A 16,951-nucleotide genomic window follows, 5' to 3' on the forward strand; every position below is an offset into this window, starting at 1 on the left:
CCTAAGGTCCCCGGCGGCTCCGCGTGGGCCCCGGGCTACTCGGCGGCCAGGGCCTGCTCGGTCCAGATGATCTTCCCCGTGGAGGTGTAGCGGGTGCCCCACCGGGGGGCGAGCTGGGCCACGATCATCAGGCCGCGCCCGCCCTCGTCGGTGGTGCGGGCGTGGCGCGGACGGGGCGCGGTGCTGCTGCCGTCGGACACCTCGCAGATGAGGGTGCGGTCCCGGATCAGGCGCAGGCACACCGGACCGGCCGCGTGGCGGATGGCGTTGGTCACCAGTTCGCTCACGATGAGCTCCGTGCTGAACGCCAGGTGGTCGAGGCCCCACTCCCCCAGCTGGCGGACGGCCAGGGTGCGGGCGTGGGCGACGGCGGCGGGGTCGCCGGCCAGCGGCCAGGAGACGACCTGGTCCGGGGGAAGGGCGCGGGTGCGGGCGAGAAGGAGGGCCGCGTCGTCGGGCGGGGGGCCGGTCAGCAGTGCGTCGACCACGCCACGGCCGATCGCCTCCAGCGACGGTCCGGGCACGGCCAGGGCGGCCCCCAGCCGGGAGATTCCGACGTCGATGTCCCGGTCGCAGGTCTCGACGAGGCCGTCGGTGTAGAACGCCATGAGGCTGCTCTCGGCCAGCTCCAGTTCGACGGACTCGAACGGCAGGTAGCCGAGGCCCAGCGGCGGTCCGGCGGGCAGGTCGACGATCCGGGCGGCGCCGTCGGAGTCGACGATCAGGGGCGGCAGGTGTCCGGCCCGGGCGAGCGTGCACCGCATGCTGACCGGGTCGTACACGGCGTACAGGCAGGTGGCCCCCAGGAAGGCGGTGCCCCCCGCTTCGTCGTGCGCCGGGGGCTGCCTGTCGCCGTCGGCCCCCATGAGGCCGATGACCAGGTCGTCGAGGTGGGCGAGGAGTTCGTCGGGAGGCAGGTCGAGGTTGGCGAGGGTGCGCACGGCGGTGCGCAGCCGCCCCATGGTCGCGGCGGCGTTCATGCCGTGGCCGACCACGTCGCCGACGACCAGGGCGACCCGGGCCCCGGACAGCGGGATCACGTCGAACCAGTCGCCGCCCACACCGTTGGGGGCATCGGCCGGCTGGTACCAGGACGCCACGTCGAGGGCGGATCCCCCGGTGAGCGCCTGGGGCAGCAGGGCGCGTTGCATGGCGCGGGCCGCGGTGCGTTCCCGGGTGAAGCGGCGGGCGTTGTCGACGCACACCGCGGCGCGGGAGACGATCTCCTCCGCGAGACGCACGTCGTCGTCGTCGAAGGGGCGGTAGTGCCGGGACCGGGCGAAGGTCGCCACGCCCAAGGTGACGCCGCGGGCCCGGACGGGAACCACCATCAGCGAACGGAAGTCGTAGTTGAGGATGGACGCGCCGAGCGAGGGGTCCTCGGTCACCCAGGGGCTCGCGGCGCGGTCCAGTGTCCGTTCCACCAGGGTTTCGCTCTCCAGCAGGCAGCGGGTCACGGGTGACGAGGGGGCCCGGCGCACCGCCTCGCCCACGGCCAGGCTGCCCTCCGGGCAGCCCGGGCGCACCGAGGCCTGCCCCGCGCGGCGGATGACGGGTGACATGCCGACGGGCCCGGGGGCCGGCTCCTCACCGCGCATCACGGAGTCCAGCAGGTCGACGGCGACGAAGTCGGCGATGGGCGGCACGGCCTCCTCGGCCAGTTCCTGCGCCGTCCGGGTGATGTCAAGCGTGCTGCCGATGCGGGCACCGGCGTCGTTGAGCAGCGCCAGGCGCTGCTGGGCACGCCAGCGTTCGGACACGTCGATGACCATGTAGAGGATGCCCACCGTGCGCCCGTGGCGGTCCTTCATGCCGAAGAACGACACGGAGATGGCGCGGCCGCGGTCGGCGCCGCTCTCGACGCGGAACTCGCAGTCCATGACCGGGTCCCCGGTGTGCAGGACCGTGCGCATCTGCTCCTCGAGGAGTTCGGCCTCCGCCTCCGGCAGGACGTCGCCCACCTGCCGTCCGAGTCGTTCCTCGAGCGGTATCAGGCGGTCCAGGGGCTCGTTCACCCAGACGAACCGGAGATCCGTGTCCAGGACCGCCATGCCGACCGGTGCGTGGGTGAGGAACGGGGTGAGCACCAGCTGGGTCACCCCTCCGCCCGGCATCCGCCAAAAGGCCCGCCTCGGCGGCCGGCCGACGTACCGGCCGAAGAGGAGGGCGGCGGCCGTGGCCACCAGGACGCCCGGGACCATCTCGTAGATGCCCGACTCGAGCGGCCCGAGCAGCGGGTTGATGTCGTCCCACAGCAGCACCGTGAGCGCGCCCGACACGATCCCGGCCATGGCCCCGGCCCAGGTCATGCGCGGCCAGTACAGCGACAGCAGGACGACCGGGCCGAAGGCGGCGCCGAAACCGGCCCAGGCGTGCGCCACGATGCCCAGCACCCCGTCGCCCTTGAGGGCAATCACGAAGCCCACCACGATGACCACGACGACGGCGCCGCGCCCGATGCGCACCAGCGTCCGGTCCGAGGCGCGGCGGTTGAGGAACGCGTGGTAGAAGTCCTCCGTCAGCGCGACCGAGGACACCAGCAGCTGACTGTCGGCGGTCGAGATGATGGCGGCCAGCACGGCGATCAGCATCACGCCGGCGACCCAGGGATTGAGCAGGACCTGGGACAGGGAGATGTACACGGTCTCGGGGGCGGACAGCGCCGGGTCGAGCCGGCCGATGCCCGCGAGCCCCACCAGGGTGGCGCCGGCGAGGACGACCACGACCCAGGCCGTCCCGATGCGGCGGGCCACGGGGACGTCCCGGGCTCTGCGGATGCCCATGAAGCGGGTCAGGATGTGCGGTTGGCCGAAGTAGCCGAGGCCCCACGCGAGCAGCGAGAGGATGGCCACGGCGCCGAGCGAGCCGTCGGCCGACCACTGGCCGGCGTCGTACCCGACGCGTGCACCGAGATCGTGCAGACCCGGCTGTCTGCTGTCGAGGGCGTCGCCCAGGGGACCGAAGCCCCCGAGGTCCGCGAGGGCGACGATGGGCAGCACGACGAGGGCACAGGCCATGAGCAGGGCTTGGAGCACGTGGGTCGTGCTCACCGCCAGGAAGCCGCCCAGGCAGGAGTAGACGACGATCACCAGGGCGGTGAGCGTCACGCCCACTCCGTAGCGGACGCCGAAGACGGTCTCGAACAGCAGTCCGCCCGCCACCAGGCCGCTGCCGACGTAGACGGTGAAGAAGACGAGGGTGACGGCGGCCGAGACCAGCCTGAGCATGCGGGTCCGGTCCTCGAACCGTTCCTCCAGGTACGCCGAGAGGCTCACGGCGTTCTCGGCCCGCTCGGTGTAGGTGCGCAGCCTGGGCGCGACGAAGAGCCAGTTCAGATAGGTGCCGACCGCCAGGCCGACCGCGATCCAGACGTACCCGACACCGGCCGCGTAGACGGCGCCGGGGAGGGCGAGGAACAGCCAGCCGGACATGTCGCTGGCCCCGGCGGACAGGGCGGCGACCGACGGGCTGAGCCGGCGGCCGCCCAGGGCGAAGTCGGCGAAGCGGCGCGTGCGGGTGTAGGCCCAGACCCCCGTTCCGATCATGGCGGCCGCGTACACCACGAACAGGGTGACGTTCGGCGCACTCAAGTTGACCATGCTGTCCTCGCCCGCGCGGTTCGCGATCAGGGGTGCGGTCACCGGCCCGCCCGACGACTCACTCCCTGGCGACAAATCTACCGATACGGGTCAGCAATGAGCATGCGGGCGCGGATCGCGTGAACGAGGGGCCGCACAGCGGCCACCCCGCGGCCCCGCCCCTCACGCCAGGGCTCCGGCGGCCGCCAGCACGCCCACGGGCAGCAGCAGCAACCACTGCGGCAGACGCAGCCACGGTTTGGACCAGCCGGCCGTCAGCGACACCGCCAGGAACACCACCGCGTAGGCGACGAAGTGGGCGGCCAGCAGCCACGCGACGGGACCGCCCGCCGGGTGGGGACGCAGACCGAGCCACGTCAGGGCGACGGCCGCCAGGAGGAGGTCGGCGGTGACCATGTGCCACACGGCGTGCAGGACGCGGCGCGGCTCTTCCGGCACGGCGCCGGCCAGCAGCGGCCGGACGACGTCACGGCCACCGGCGACGACGTGGATCGCGGCGACGGCGGCGCTGGAGAGGCCGGCGGCGAGGAGCCATCCGTTCACCGGACCTCGATTCCCCGGCCGATCAGGCCGGCCAGCCTGGGCGCCAGTTCCGGGCCGGCCGGCGCGCCGACGAGCCCGACGTGGAAGAGGACGGCTCCGGCCAGGGTGTCGAGCACCAGGTCCACCGGGACGGCGCCGCGGGTCTCGCCGCGCCCGGCGGCCCGCTCGAACACCTCGGTCAGTCCGTCCTTGGCGGGGGCCAGGAAGCGGTCGCGGATACGGGTCTGCAGTCCGGGAGTGGCGGCGAAGTCGGCCAGCAGGCCGGGCAGGGCCGCGGCGGCGGCCGGGGCGGTGAACTCCTGGATCAGCGCCTCCACCAGCGCCGTGAGGTCACCCGCCAGACTGCCGGTGTCCGGTACCGGGGCGGACTCGGTGGCGGTGAACACCGCTTCGTACACCAGCTCGGGCTTGCCGGACCAACGCCGGTAGATGGTGTCCTTGCCGGTGCCCGCCCGTGCCGCCACCGCACCGATGGAGGTCGCGGCATAACCGGCCTCGGTCAGCAACTCGGCCGTGGCGGTGAGGATCGCCCGGTGGGCACGGCTGTCTCTGGGGCGCCCGCGCGGGGCCTCGGGATGCGTCATGGAATAACCATACGGGACGGCTCGTTTGATAAACAATCCGGGATCGACGGCACCGGACGGAACGTCGGCACTGGCGGGGTCACGCCCCGCCGCGCAGGGTGGAGAGGACGGACCTTCGCCGCAGCGATCCCGTTCCGGGCGGGTCGGGGCGGCCACGAACCGGAGGTGGCCCATGACGACCTTCCTCGTCTCGGCCTTCCTGTTCCTGCACGGCTTCGTCCACCTGCGGGTGTGGCTGGCACGGCCCGGCGGCAACGAGCCCGACCCCCGTCATTCCTGGGCGCTGTCCCGCGCGGACGGCCCCGGCACCCGCACAGTCGGAGCCGTCGCCGTCGGGCTGGCCGCGGTCACCGCCATGTTGTACTTCTTCGCCGGCATCGCCGCCACCGTGCACAGCGGCACCTGGCCGGTCGCCGCGTTCCTCGCCGCCTGCGCCGGGCTGCTGCTCAAGATCCTCTGGTTCAACCCGTGGCTGTCACTGGGTGTGCTGCTGGACGCCGGCGTCCTGGCCGCCGTTCTGGCCCAGTGGCCGGCGTCGATGCACTGAGCCCCGTACTGCTGGGCGCGGCGGAAGAACCGACGGGAACGAGGTGGTCCCATGGACGTGCTGGTCGGATACGCGACGGGGCACGGGTCGACCCGGTCGCTCGCCGAGCGCATGGCTCTCGTGCTGCGCCGCGCCGGACGGACGGCCGAGGCCAGGCCGATGGCCGAGGTCGCCCACGCCGACGCCTACCGCGCGTTCGTCCTCGGCAGCGCCGTGCACGGGCAGAGCTGGCTGCCCGAGGCCAGGGCGTTCGTAGGGAACAACCTGGACGTACTCGCCGCACGCCCCGTGTGGATCTTCAGTGTGGGCATGCCGGCGGCGCTGCGCGGGCCGTGGCGGCGCATGGGCGCCAGGGAGGTGCCGGTGATCGAGGAGGGCCTGCCCTCGGGGCTGGGACAGCGCGACCACCGCCTGTTCTCCGGCATCGTCGAGCAGAACCAGCTGCCCCGTGCCGGACGCCTCGCGTTCCGCCTGCTGGGAGGCAGGTTCGGCGACTTCCGCGACTGGGACGCCGTCGAGGCGTGGGCCACCGGCATCGCCGCAGAACTCCGGGCGGAGGCTTGAGGTCCGGCGCGGGAGCACCGCCCGGTGCCCACGGCTCGGCGGCACGCGGGCGCGGCCGGCGGCACACCGGCCGCGCACGCCCGCCGCCGCCCAGGAGTGCTGCGGACGGCCGCTCCGTGGCAGGTGACTCGGGTGACGAGGTTGGCCGGTGTCGGCCGAGGGGCTCGCCGGCGATCAGGGCCGGAGCAGGTTCACCCAGCACCTCTCCGACTCGTCATACACTCCAAGGCTTTCCGGACCGATGTCCGCCAGAGCCACCCACTCGTCTTCCAGTGCCCACGAAGCGCCGCCGGTCGCCTGGAAGCAGACGGGGCTGGGAGCCCACGACACCAGTGCTTCGGTGCCGGTTACTTCCTCCACCCATCCGAGGAACTCCCGCCCGTCCGCAAGGGTGAAGCCGATTCTGTCCCCCCGCTCGGCACACGTCTCCAGCACCCGTCCCAGCATCCTCGAATCCCCCATGCCGAGAGTGTATTGACCGCCAACAGCGTGACGACCGTGCGAAGGGATCGTGGGGCGGCTCCGATTCCTGACGCCGCCCACGATCGGCAGGGGCGCCTCCCGCAGCGTCAGTCGTGCGGGACGACGGCGACGGGGCAGGCGACGTGGTGCAGCACGGCGTGGGTCACCGGTCCGGCGTGGGCGCCCGGCCCGCTCCCGACGGTGCGGCGCCCGACGACGAGCAGGCCGGCCTCGCGGGCGGCCCACACCAGCGCGGGCGCGGCGCGGCCCGTGGTGACCGTCTCCGTCACCCTGACGTCCGGGTACTTCTCACACCAGGGGCGCAGCGCCGCGACCACGGCGTGCTCGACGGAAGCCAGGGCCTCGGGAGAGGCCACCGGGACCGGCGGGACGGCCGGGGCCATGACCGTCGAGGAGTCGAAGGAGGGCTGCTGCGGCATCCGGAAGGTGTGCACGACGTGCAGGCCGGTGCTCCTGCGCCCCGCTGCGTCGAAGGCGAAGGCGATGAGTTCGTCGCAGGGATGCCCGAGATCCAGCCCCAGGACGACCGAACGGTAGGGGGTCCGGGCGATCTCCTCCGGGGCGACGCCGTCCGTCGCCGGCAGGTGCTCGTCGGCGGCTCCGCGGCCCGCGCGCACCAGCACGACGGGGCGCGCCGCCCGGGCCACCACCCGCTGGGACACGGAGCCCGTGACGAACCCGCTCACCCGGCCGAGGCCCAGCGATCCCAAAACCAGCAGTTCCGACCGGGCGGCCGCGGTGACGAGGGCCGTGACCGGTGCCTGCTGCACCAGCTGCTCGGTCACCGGCAGCCCCGGGTACGCCGCGCGGACGCTGTGCACGGCGGCCCGCAGGGCCTGCTCGGCCGCGTCGCGGCCGGTGCCCGCGGACACGGCGCCGGAGGCGGGCCGGGCCTGCGGGTGCCAGGCGTGCACGACGTCGAGCCCGGTGCCGCGGTGCACGGCCTCGTGGGCCGCCCAGTGCGCGGCGGCGAAACCGGCGGGAGAGCCGTCCACTCCGACGGCGACGTTGCCCTGCATGACGCATCCCTCCCGGAACCCGCTGTCCACTGCGTTGGATCGGATGGTTCCAGCCTCGCCCGGTGTGCCGCGCGGGGCCAGAGCCGCACAGCCCTGGCGCGGGGGGCCTTCGGCCCCATCGCGGCGCGAGGGTGCCGCGCACCGCCTCCAGGCGGCGAAGCCCCGCTCGACCAGAGGCATCGAGCGGGGCAGGAGGGCGCGGAAAGGACCATCCGCTTCTCGCGGGTCCTGATTGCGCGGTGCGCGGTCACCGACCGCTTCTCCGCGTCTGTCGAGTCATCCTTTCCGCTGACTCCATACCAGCACCGCGCCCGAGGCGGCACGAGGGCCGGACAGTACCCACGGCGGGGCCGACCGGCCCCTCCCCCCACCGGGGGCGCTCGGCGCGGGGCGGGCCCGCATGCCGGTCCTCGCGGGCCAGGGCCGGACGGCGGACGCACGACGTGCCGAAAGACCCTGCCCGCGGCGTGCCGGGGCCCACGACCCTGAACACGACGGCTCACGTGAGCGAACCACAGGCGAGGGGGCCAGGGGTGATGACATCATGCGCTCCCCGGTGAGGCGGCCGCCCGGTGACGGGCAGGCGGTGCTGGACTGCGTGCATCTCGTCCGGCGGTTCGGCGACCGGACCGTCGTCGACGACGTCGGTCTGCGCATCGCGCCCGGCGAGACGTACGGACTGCTGGGGCCGAACGGGGCGGGCAAGACCACCACGATCCGGATGGTGTGCGGGTTGCTGAGGCCCGACTCGGGCACGGTGACCGTGGCGGGCCGGCCGATGACCACGGCCGCCGGACCCGCGAAGCGGCTCGTCGGTTTCGTCCCGCAGGACGTCGCCCTCTACCCGGACCTCAGTGTCCGCGAGAACCTCCGCTTCTTCGGCCGGCTGTACCGGCTGCCGCGCCGTCGGCTGGAGAGCCGACTGGACGAGGTGCTGGCGCTGATCGGTCTCACCGATCGCGCCCGCGACCGGGTGGACTCCCTGTCCGGCGGCATGCGCCGGCGGCTGAACATCGGCGCGGGCCTGATGCACGCACCCACCCTCCTGGTGCTCGACGAACCGACCGTGGGGGTCGATCCGCAGAGCCGGCACGCCATCCTGGAGAGCGTCACCCGCTTCGGTGAGGAGGGCATGGCCATCCTCTACACCACGCACTACATGGAGGAGGCCGAGCGGTTGTGCGACCGGGTCGGCATCATCGACCGGGGACGCCTCGTCGCCGAGGGGACCACTCGCGAACTGGTGTCGAGGGTGGCCGAACGGGACCGGGTGCGGCTCACGGCCGTAGGTGACCTGACGCGCTACGCGGACGCCTGCCGGAACCTGACCCGGGTGGAGGGCGCGGCGCGCACCGGCGAGCGGGGGGACACGGTGGAGGTGGTCGTCAAGGACGCGCGCAGTCTGCTGCCCGAACTGCTCGGCCTCGCCCATGAACAGGGCGTCGACGTCCGGAGTGTGGAGATCGACGAACCGGACCTGGAGGCGGTCTTCCTCCATCTGACCGGCACCGCGCTGAGGGAGTGAGCCACCGTGGGCGTCGTACTCGCCATCGCGGCCAAGGATCTGCGCCAGCGGCTGCGCGACCGCTCGGCCTGGGTGATCGTGTTCCTGGCGCCGGTGCTGATGGCGGGGCTGATGGCCATGGCGTTCAGCGGCAGCTCCGCCTTCCGCGCCGACCTCGGCCTCGTCGACCTGGACGACGGCCCGGCCGCCACCGGTCTCGTGCGGGTGCTGGAGAGCCCTGAGCTGGAGCGCACCGTGCGGATGCGCACGTTCGAGGACGAGACGAGCGCCCGCGAGGCGGTGGACGACGGGCGGGTGCACGCGGCGATCGTCGTCCCCGAGGGGTTCACGGCGGCCTTGCGCGGCGGCACCCCCGCACCCGTCACCGTGCTGGACAGCGTCGACTACGGGCTGCAGGCGCAGTTGGCGCGGGCGGTCACCGAGTCCTACGTCGCCCAGGTCAACGCCGACCGGTTGTCGGTGGTCACCGCCCTGGCGGCCGGTGCCGGGCACGAGGACGTCCCCGAACTGGCGGCGAAAGCCGCGCTGTTGCGTCTGCCCGAGCAGGTGCGACCGCAGGGGCTGACCGACGACCCGCTGAAGGTGATCAGCTACTTCGGGCCCAGCATGGGCATGTTCTTCGTCCTGTTCACCGTCGGCTTCGCCGCTCGCGGTTACTTCGGCGAGCAGCGGCAGGGCACCCTGGACCGGATCGCGGCGGCCCCGGTCGGCCGGGCCGCGCTGCTGCTGGGCAAGTCGCTGTCCACGTTCGTCTACAGCCTGGCCGGGCTGGCCACCGTCACGCTCGTGTCCTGGCTGGCCTTCGACGCCAGTTGGGCGGACCCGGCCGGCGTCGCCGTCCTCAGCACCGCCATGGCGGTCGCCGTGGTCTCCCTGACCGCGCTGGTGATCGCGCTGTCCCGGACCGAACAGCAGGCCGAGCAGCTGTCGTCGGTGTTCGTCTTCGGGCTCGCCCTGCTGGGCGGCAACTTCGTGTTCGCGTCCGGCACCTCGCTCCTGCGCGGTCTGGCCCTGCTCACCCCCAACGGCTGGGCACTGCGCGGGTTCACCGATCTCGGCACCGGGGTGCGCGGGTGGGCTGCGGTCGGCGCTCCGCTGCTCGGCATCGCGGCCTTCTCGGCGGTCGTGACCCTGCTGACGGCCCTGGTGCTGTGGCTGAGGAGGAGGACGTCATGACCGCGTTCGCCGTGACCCGGGCCACCGTCGCACGGGCCCTGCGCGACCGGGCCGCGCTGTTCTTCATGGTGCTGCTGCCCGTCGCCGTCATCGTGGTCATCGGGGTCACGGTCGGCGGGTTCGACCGGTTCCGGGTGGGCGTGGTGCCGGACGGCCGGGCGGGGCCGGTGGCGCGGGAGCTCACGCGGGACCTGGAGAACGCGCCCGGACTGCGCACCCGTACCTACGACAGCGTCGCGGACGCACGGACCGCGCTGCGGCGCACAGAGCTCGACGCCGTGGTCGTGGTGCCGTCCGGGCTGGACGGGCAGGTGCGCGACGGACGGCCGGTGGCGGTGCCGGTGCTGGTGGAGCCGTCGGGCGGGGCCGGGCAGTCGGCCGTGTCGTCCGTCTCTTCGCTCGTGGCCCAGCACGCGGCGCGCCTGCAGGCCGCCCGGTTCGCGACCGACGAGGCGGGCGGCACCTTCGACGCCAACCTGACCCGGGCGCGTGGCGCAGAGGCCGCCTCGTCCCCCATCGGGGTGACGACGGTGACGGTCGACGGGGAGAGCTCCTACCTGCCGCTCGGCTACAGCTACAGCACACCGACCATGCTGGTGCTGTTCGTGTTCATCAACGCGCTGGCGGGCGGAGCGGCCATCGTCCAGACCCGCCGGACCGGCGTCTACACCCGGGCCCTGGCGGCGCCCGTCTCCGCCCGCACGCTCGTCTTCGGTGAGACGGCCGCCTACCTCCTGCTGGCGCTGCTGCAGTCCGTGCTGATCGTCGGCATCGGTGCGCTGGTCTTCGGCGTGGACTGGGGGGACCCGCTCGCCGCCGCGCTGCTCGTCGTCGTGTGGGCCCTGGTGGGCACCGGGGCCGGTGTCCTCGCCGGGGCGGTCTTCCGCACCCCGGAGCAGGTGCACGCCGTGGGCCCCGCGCTGGGCATCGGGCTCGGCATGCTCGGCGGCTGCACCTGGCCGCTTGCGCTCGTTCCCGGCTGGCTGCGCGCCGTCGGCGGGGCGGTGCCGCACTCCTACGCCGTCGACGCGTGGACCACGCTGATGTCCCGTGACGGGAATCTGGGCTCGGTCACCGGCGACCTGCTGGTCCTCGCCGGATTCGCGACGGCGCTCCTCGTGCTCGCCTCCCTGGCGCTGCGGCGCCGGCTCACCGCGCCCGGCACCGGCTGACACCCCCTCAGCTGCGACGGGTCCGGGCGCCGTTGCGCCGCGACCTGCCGTTCGGCTGTGCGCCAGGGCCGAACGGTCCCTGGCAGCGGGTCGTGCGCAGCGGTTCGCTCGAGGTAGCGGAGGAGGTTGTCATGAACGAGAACAAGGTGACGACGCAGCCTCGAGCGCGCCGTCCCAAGGTGTGCGCGGTGGCGCTGGTGCTGCCGCTGCTCGTCGTCGGCGCGTGCGGGACGGACTCCGGTGTGCGCGCACCGGGCGACACCGGCCGACCCACCGACTCCCCCACCGGCGGAGGGAGCCCGGGAACCGCCCCGGCCACGCCCGCTCCGTCCACCGGCACCCCCGGCACGGGTTCAGCAACTCCCCGGCCCTCCACGAGCCGACCGGCGGCGCCCTCTGCGGCCCGCACCGTCCGCACGGGGGTGTACTTCCTGCACGGTGAGCACGTCTCGGCCGTGCCGCGCACCGTCACCGCTCCGTCGACGGCAGCCGGGGCCGTCCGTGCCCTGCTGGCCGGCCCGGGCCGGTACGAGCGGGCCCACGACCGCACCACCGCCATTCCCTCCGGCACGGCGCTGCGCTCGGTCGCGGTCCGCGACCGGGTGGCGACCGTCGACCTCTCCGGGCGGTACGACGACGGCGGCGGCAGCCTGTCCATGCGGGCCCGCCTCGCCCAGGTGGTGTTCACCGTCACCCGCTACCCCACCATCGACAAGGTCCGCTTCGCACTCGACGGCAAACCGGTGACGTCCTTCGGCGGCGAGGGGATCGTCCTCGAGAAGCCGGTGGGGCGGGCCGACTTCGAGGACCTGGCCCCCGCCGTGCTGGTGGAGGCGCCCATGACCGGCGACACGGTTCGCAGCCCGGTCCGGGTCTGGGGCAGTGCCAACACCTTCGAGGCCGAGTTCCGTCTGAAGGTCACCGACGCCTCGGGCCGCACCGCGACCGACGTGCAGGTGCGGGCTACGTCCGGGACGGGAACCCGCGGCTCCTTCGACGTGACGATCCCCTACAGGGCGACCCGTTCCGGCGGCGGGCTGCTGACGGCGTACTACCTCTCCCCCGAGGACGGCAGGCCGGTGACCGTGGACACGGTGCCGCTGTCCGTCAAACGCTGACGCGGTCCCGCCGACGCCCCGGGCCCCGGCGTCCGCTCGCCTCTCGGTGAGCGGGCGCCGGGGCCTTCGGCGCGTGAGGCCGTGCTGCGGGACGTCACCACCCACCGCGGTGAGCGGTGAGCACCGAACGACGCGGCCACGCACCACCGGTCGATGCCCCGGGCGTTGCGGAACATCGCCGCGGCCCGCCTTCCCCGGCATGCCGTCAGTCGTGCGCCACGACGGCCACGGGCCGGCCGACGTGGTGGATCAGCGCGTGGACGACCGGCCCGATGTGCGGGCCGAGCGCGGCGCGCCTGCGGCGGCGACCGGCCACCAGCAGGCCCGCTCCGCCCGCGGCCCGCACGAGGACCTGCGCCGGGCGGCCCTCGTGCAGGTTCTCCTTGACGCAGACGCCGGGGTACTTGTGCCGCCACGGCTCCAGGACGGACTGGAGTTCCTGCTCCGCCGACTGCCGGACCCGGGCCCGCTGTCCGGCATCGGCCAGACCCTGCGCGAGCGGCACGTGCCAGGCGTGCACGACCCGCAGCCGGGCCCGCCGCAGTTCGGCGGCGTGGAAGGCGAACTCCAGAAGGTCGTCGCTGGGCCCGCCGAGGTCGACGGCGACCGCGACGTCACGGTACCCGGTGCGGGACGACGGTGCGCCGGCACCGTCCGGGAGGTGTTCGTCCTCGGGTTCCTCACCGGCCCGCACCAGGACGACCGGTGCTGCGGCGTGCGCCACGGCGGTCAGCGCCACCGACCCGGTGACCAGGCCCCCGACCGCGCCGGGTCCCCGGCTGCCGACGACGAGCAATGCGGCGTCCTCCGCCGCGGCCGCGAGCGCCGGGGCGGGCGCCCTCCGCATCTTCTCCACCGCCAGGTGCAGTTGCGGGTACCGCTCCTCGATCCGGTCCGCCGCCCGGCGCAGCACCCGGTCGGCCCGTGCGGCCCGGGGTTCGTCGGGACCGTCTCCGGTGTCGTCACCGGACGGGTCCCCCCAGGCGTGCACGAGCCGCAGCGGAAGTCCCCGGCGCAGGGCCTCCGCCGCGGCCCAGTGGGCAGCGGCGAGGCTCTCGGGGGAACGGTTCACGCCGGCCACGACGGGCCTCGTCATCGGACTCACCTCCACCTCTCCACCTCTCGCACGATCAGGGGTGCGGTACGACGGCCACGGGGCAGTCGGCCTGCCGGATCGCGGCGTGCGTGACCGGGCCGGTGCGCGCGACTCCGGGCCGCTCGGTGATCCGGTGGCCCACGACCAGGAGGCCGGCTCCGGACGCGGCCTGCGGCAGGGCGTCGGCCGGATCGTCGGTCACCACCGTCTCCAGGACCTCCACCTCGGGGCACGTGTCGCGCCACGCCCGGAGTACGGCGGAGAGGTAGCCGAGCCACTCCGCGCGCTGTGCGGCGCCGTCGGCCAGGCCGAGTTCCCCGGGCCCCAGGGTGAGCGGGCCGGGTGCGCGCCAGGCGTGCACGACCCGCAGCCTCGCCCGTCGCACGCGTGCCGCCTCGAAGGCGAAGGCGAGCACGTCGTCGCACGACTCGGTGACGTCGGCGCCGACGACCACGTCGGCGTTGCCGGAGCCTGCCGGTGTCGCCGTGCCGCCGGTGCCGGACCGTACGAGCACGACGGGACCCGTGGCGCACGCGACCACCCCGAGGGCGACCGAGCCCGCGACGAGCGCGGACAGCCGGCCCAGCCCTCGGGAGCCCAGAGCCAGCAGTCCGCCGTCGCCGGCCGCCGTCGCCAGGGCCGCCGTCGCCGGTCCCTCGGCCTGCTCGCCGTACACGCGCACGCCCGGGCAGCCGGCGCGGACGTGTTCCTCGCACCGCCGCAGGATCCGGCGCGCCGATCGCTGCCGTGCCGCTGCGCGTGCGGTACCGGCGTCGTCCTCGCGCGGATGCCAGGGGCCCACGTGCAGCAGCCGTAGCTCCCACCCGCGGCGGACGGCCTCACGGGCGGCCCACTCGGCGGCGGCCAGACTTTCGGTGGAACCGTCCACACCGGCGGTCACACGTGCGGGCATGAGGCACACCTCCGGAACGGATTCCTTCCCCGATCTCAGCATCACCCGGGCCTCCGCGCCTGCGCAGGGGCCGCAGAGGGCCTCGCCGAGGGCCGACAGGCCCTGGTCGGCAGGCCCTGGTCGGCAGGCCCTGGTCGACAGGCCCTGGTCGACAGGCCCTCGTCGGCAGGCCCTCGTCGGCAGGCCCTCGTCGGCAGGTGATGCACAACGGTCACTCGGGCAGGATCAGACGGCAGGTCTCACCCGGTTCGACGCTCACCGCGCGGTCGGCCAGTTGGACGTCGATCGGCGAGCGGTCGGACGGCGGCACCTCGATCTGCAGCAGACGGCGCTCCAGGCGCAGCCGTACGCCCCAGTGGCCGTGGTAGCGGATGGCGAAGCCGTACGCCGACAGTTCGGGCAGCGGCACCGGGTCGAGCCACAGGCAGTCCGCGCGCGTCTCCAGTCCGGTGAGTCCCCGCTGGACGAGGTCGAGGGTGCCGGCCATGGCGCCCAGATGGATGCCCTCGCCGGTGGTGCCGCCCTGGAGGTCCGCGATGTCGCCGCGCAGGGCCTCCTGGCAGAACGTCCATGCCTCGGCACGCCGGTCACGGGCCAGGATCCATCCGTGGACCAGGCCGCTGAGGGTGGATCCGTGGCTGGTGCGGGCCAGGTAGTGGTCCACCGTGCGCTGCCAGGTGTCCGCGTCCAGACGGTGCCCGAGGCGGTGGAGGACGCCCCGGAGTTCGGACGGGGAGAACAGGTAGCCGAGCATCAGCACGTCGGCCTGTTTGGACGCCTTGTAGCGGTTGACGGTGTCGCCCTCGGCCTCCAGGATCCGGTCCAGGCGCCGGATGTCGCCGTACCGCTCGCGGTAGGTGGCCCAGTCGAGTTCGGCGAGGTCGCCGTAGCCCTCGAACTGGCTGATGACGCCGTCGTGGAAGGGCACGTACAGGGTGCGGGAGACGTCCTCCCACTGCTCGAGCTCGCCCCCGTCGAGGCCGGTGCGCTCGACGAGTTCCCGGCGGCGGGGTTCGGGCAGCGCACGCAGCAGCTCCAGCGTGCGCGTCAGCACCCAGGCGGCGGTCACGTTGGTGTACGCGTTGTCGTCGAGGCCGGCGGTGGCCGCGCCGGGATAGGCGTCGTGGTATTCGTCCGGGCCGACGACCCCCCGGATACGGTGCCGGCCCAGGTCGTCGTCCCAGGTGGCCGAGTCGGCCCAGAAGCGCGCGATCTGCAGAAGCATCTCGGCGCCCTTGGTGTGCAGGAACTCCGCGTCGCCACTGGCCTCCCCGTACTGCCACACGTTGTACGCGATCGCCGAGGCGACGTGGTGCTGGAGATGTGAGTGATCGGGCAGCCAGCGGCCCGAACGCGGGTTGAGGTGAAGCCGCTGTGTCTCCTCCCGGCCGTCACTGCCGCTCTGCCAGGGGTACAGCGCGCCGCGCCGGCCGATCGCGCGTGCCGCCGAGCAGGCCTGTTCCAGGCGGCGGTGCCGGTAGCGCAGGAGCGCCCGGGACACTTCCGGGAAGTGCAGATTCAGGTAGGGCAGGACGAACAGCTCGTCCCAGAACACGTGCCCCCGGTACGCCTCGCCGTGCAGTCCCCGCGCCGGTACCCCCACGTCGAGGTCGGCGGTGTGCGGGGAGAGGGTCTGCAGGACGTGGAAGAGGTGGAACCGCAGGATCTCGCCCGCCTCGCCGGGTACCTCGATGTCGGCCCGCCGCCACAGCAGGTCCCAGGCCGTCATGTGGCCGTCGACCATCTCCTCGAAGGAGGGTGCCCGGTTCACCCGGTCGATCGCGGCCTGCAGCGGATCACTGATCGCGGGGTCGCGGGAGGTGTGCAGGGCGATCGTCTTGTCGACCGTGACGGTGCGCCCGGCGGTCAGCGGCAGGCGCACCCGCTGGACCGCGCGCGGCGGCTCGTGCCCGGTGACGACGGTGCGGTCGCCGGTCAGGCGGGACGCCATGCCGATGCGGATGTCCGAGGTACGGGTGCGGCAGCGCAGCCACACGGTGCCCCGGTCGGCGTCGCCGGTGTGCACGTGGGTCAGGTGGTGGCCGTCCAGGTCCCGGTAACGGGGCACACCGGCGTTGGTGACGCCGCCGTCGAGGGCCGCCTCGATCTCCACGTCGGCCGATGCGCCCTCGAGGACGAGCTCGGTGCGCAGGGCGGCCAGGTGGGGGTCGGCCATGTGCACCAGCCGCTGCTGCCGCACCGACAGGGTCCGGCCCTCCCCCAGGTCGTAGCGGGTGCGTCGCTCCAGGAGGCCCGCGGCCAGATGCAGGACCAGCCGGTGCTCGAGCACGGGCGCGGTGTCGGGGGTGATCCACTGCCCGCCGAGGAGCCGGAAGCGCAGCGGCAGCCAGTTGGGGACGTTGACCATGTCCTCGTTCTCGACGCTGCGGCCCGCGATGTCGGACGTCAGGCGGTTGTAGCAGCCGGCGACATAGGTGCCCGGATAGTGCACGCCGTCGGCCGCGCATTCGGGCAGCGCACCGCGTGTGGCGAAGTAGCCGTTGCCCAGAGTGCACAACGACTCCCTCAGGGACTCGTCGGCCGGCTGGTAGCCGTCGTACTCCCATGTCATGTCGGGCACGGCGGTGATCCCCCTTCGGTCGTCCTCTCCG

At 73.7% G+C, this 16,951-nt stretch carries 14 protein-coding genes; 6 read left to right on the forward strand and 8 right to left on the reverse strand.

Annotation, left to right across the window (positions count from 1 at the left end):
* Nucleotides 1-35: 35 nt before the first annotated feature.
* The 3 genes from putP to ACFYOV_RS19000 form a co-directional block, all read right to left on the reverse strand.
* On the reverse strand, nucleotides 36-3,599 hold the full coding sequence (gene putP / locus ACFYOV_RS18990) for a sodium/proline symporter PutP (RefSeq protein ID WP_389089243.1): 3,564 nt from the start codon (nucleotides 3,597-3,599) through the stop codon (nucleotides 36-38).
* A 162-nt stretch (nucleotides 3,600-3,761) separates the two neighbouring features.
* The gene (locus ACFYOV_RS18995) at nucleotides 3,762-4,142 is read right to left on the reverse strand and encodes a hypothetical protein (RefSeq protein WP_389089120.1); all 381 of its coding nucleotides are present in this window, start codon (nucleotides 4,140-4,142) and stop codon (nucleotides 3,762-3,764) included.
* Entirely contained in the window at nucleotides 4,139-4,726 is a 588-nt protein-coding gene (locus tag ACFYOV_RS19000) for a TetR/AcrR family transcriptional regulator (protein ID WP_389089122.1), read from the reverse strand. The genes ACFYOV_RS18995 and ACFYOV_RS19000 overlap by 4 nt, the downstream gene beginning before the upstream one ends.
* Nucleotides 4,727-4,898: 172 nt before the next feature.
* Between ACFYOV_RS19000 and ACFYOV_RS19005 the strand changes: the two genes are divergently transcribed.
* Nucleotides 4,899-5,273, forward strand: a complete 375-nt coding sequence (locus tag ACFYOV_RS19005; RefSeq protein WP_389089123.1) for a hypothetical protein — start codon at nucleotides 4,899-4,901, stop codon at nucleotides 5,271-5,273.
* Nucleotides 5,274-5,324: 51 nt separating this feature from the next.
* Nucleotides 5,325-5,837 carry a flavodoxin domain-containing protein gene (locus tag ACFYOV_RS19010; RefSeq protein WP_389089125.1) on the forward strand — a complete coding sequence of 171 codons (513 nt, stop codon included), beginning with the start codon at nucleotides 5,325-5,327 and terminating at the stop codon, nucleotides 5,835-5,837.
* Nucleotides 5,838-6,011: 174 nt separating this feature from the next.
* Here the strand turns inward: ACFYOV_RS19010 and ACFYOV_RS19015 are convergent, their stop codons facing one another.
* The gene (locus ACFYOV_RS19015) at nucleotides 6,012-6,299 is read right to left on the reverse strand and encodes a hypothetical protein (protein WP_389089126.1); all 288 of its coding nucleotides are present in this window, start codon (nucleotides 6,297-6,299) and stop codon (nucleotides 6,012-6,014) included.
* A gap of 107 nt (nucleotides 6,300-6,406) precedes the next feature.
* Nucleotides 6,407-7,339: a universal stress protein gene (locus tag ACFYOV_RS19020; RefSeq protein WP_389089128.1), complete on the reverse strand. Its 933-nt coding sequence runs from the start codon at nucleotides 7,337-7,339 to the stop codon at nucleotides 6,407-6,409.
* A gap of 544 nt (nucleotides 7,340-7,883) precedes the next feature.
* Here ACFYOV_RS19020 and ACFYOV_RS19025 point away from each other — a divergent pair.
* From ACFYOV_RS19025 to ACFYOV_RS19040, 4 genes are all read left to right on the forward strand, one after another.
* Nucleotides 7,884-8,864, forward strand: a complete 981-nt coding sequence (locus tag ACFYOV_RS19025; protein ID WP_389089129.1) for an ABC transporter ATP-binding protein — start codon at nucleotides 7,884-7,886, stop codon at nucleotides 8,862-8,864.
* 6 nt (nucleotides 8,865-8,870) lie between these two features.
* The gene (locus ACFYOV_RS19030) at nucleotides 8,871-10,040 is read left to right on the forward strand and encodes an ABC transporter permease (protein WP_389089131.1); all 1,170 of its coding nucleotides are present in this window, start codon (nucleotides 8,871-8,873) and stop codon (nucleotides 10,038-10,040) included.
* Nucleotides 10,037-11,212, forward strand: a complete 1,176-nt coding sequence (locus ACFYOV_RS19035; RefSeq protein ID WP_389089132.1) for an ABC transporter permease — start codon at nucleotides 10,037-10,039, stop codon at nucleotides 11,210-11,212. The genes ACFYOV_RS19030 and ACFYOV_RS19035 overlap by 4 nt, the downstream gene beginning before the upstream one ends.
* A gap of 131 nt (nucleotides 11,213-11,343) precedes the next feature.
* On the forward strand, nucleotides 11,344-12,330 hold the full coding sequence (locus ACFYOV_RS19040; protein ID WP_389089134.1) for a GerMN domain-containing protein: 987 nt from the start codon (nucleotides 11,344-11,346) through the stop codon (nucleotides 12,328-12,330).
* Nucleotides 12,331-12,535: 205 nt separating this feature from the next.
* Here the strand turns inward: ACFYOV_RS19040 and ACFYOV_RS19045 are convergent, their stop codons facing one another.
* The 3 genes from ACFYOV_RS19045 to ACFYOV_RS19055 form a co-directional block, all read right to left on the reverse strand.
* A complete protein-coding gene (locus tag ACFYOV_RS19045; protein ID WP_389089135.1) occupies nucleotides 12,536-13,426 on the reverse strand; it encodes a universal stress protein in 891 nt (296 codons plus the stop codon).
* Between the two features lie 34 nt (nucleotides 13,427-13,460).
* Nucleotides 13,461-14,339: a universal stress protein gene (locus ACFYOV_RS19050; RefSeq protein WP_389089136.1), complete on the reverse strand. Its 879-nt coding sequence runs from the start codon at nucleotides 14,337-14,339 to the stop codon at nucleotides 13,461-13,463.
* A 211-nt stretch (nucleotides 14,340-14,550) separates the two neighbouring features.
* The gene (locus ACFYOV_RS19055) at nucleotides 14,551-16,911 is read right to left on the reverse strand and encodes a glycoside hydrolase family 65 protein (RefSeq protein ID WP_389089245.1); all 2,361 of its coding nucleotides are present in this window, start codon (nucleotides 16,909-16,911) and stop codon (nucleotides 14,551-14,553) included.
* Between the last annotated feature and the right edge of the window lie 40 nt (nucleotides 16,912-16,951).

It is taken from the genome of Streptomyces sp. NPDC005931, assembly GCF_042871235.1.
GTDB lineage: Bacteria > Actinomycetota > Actinomycetes > Streptomycetales > Streptomycetaceae > Streptomyces.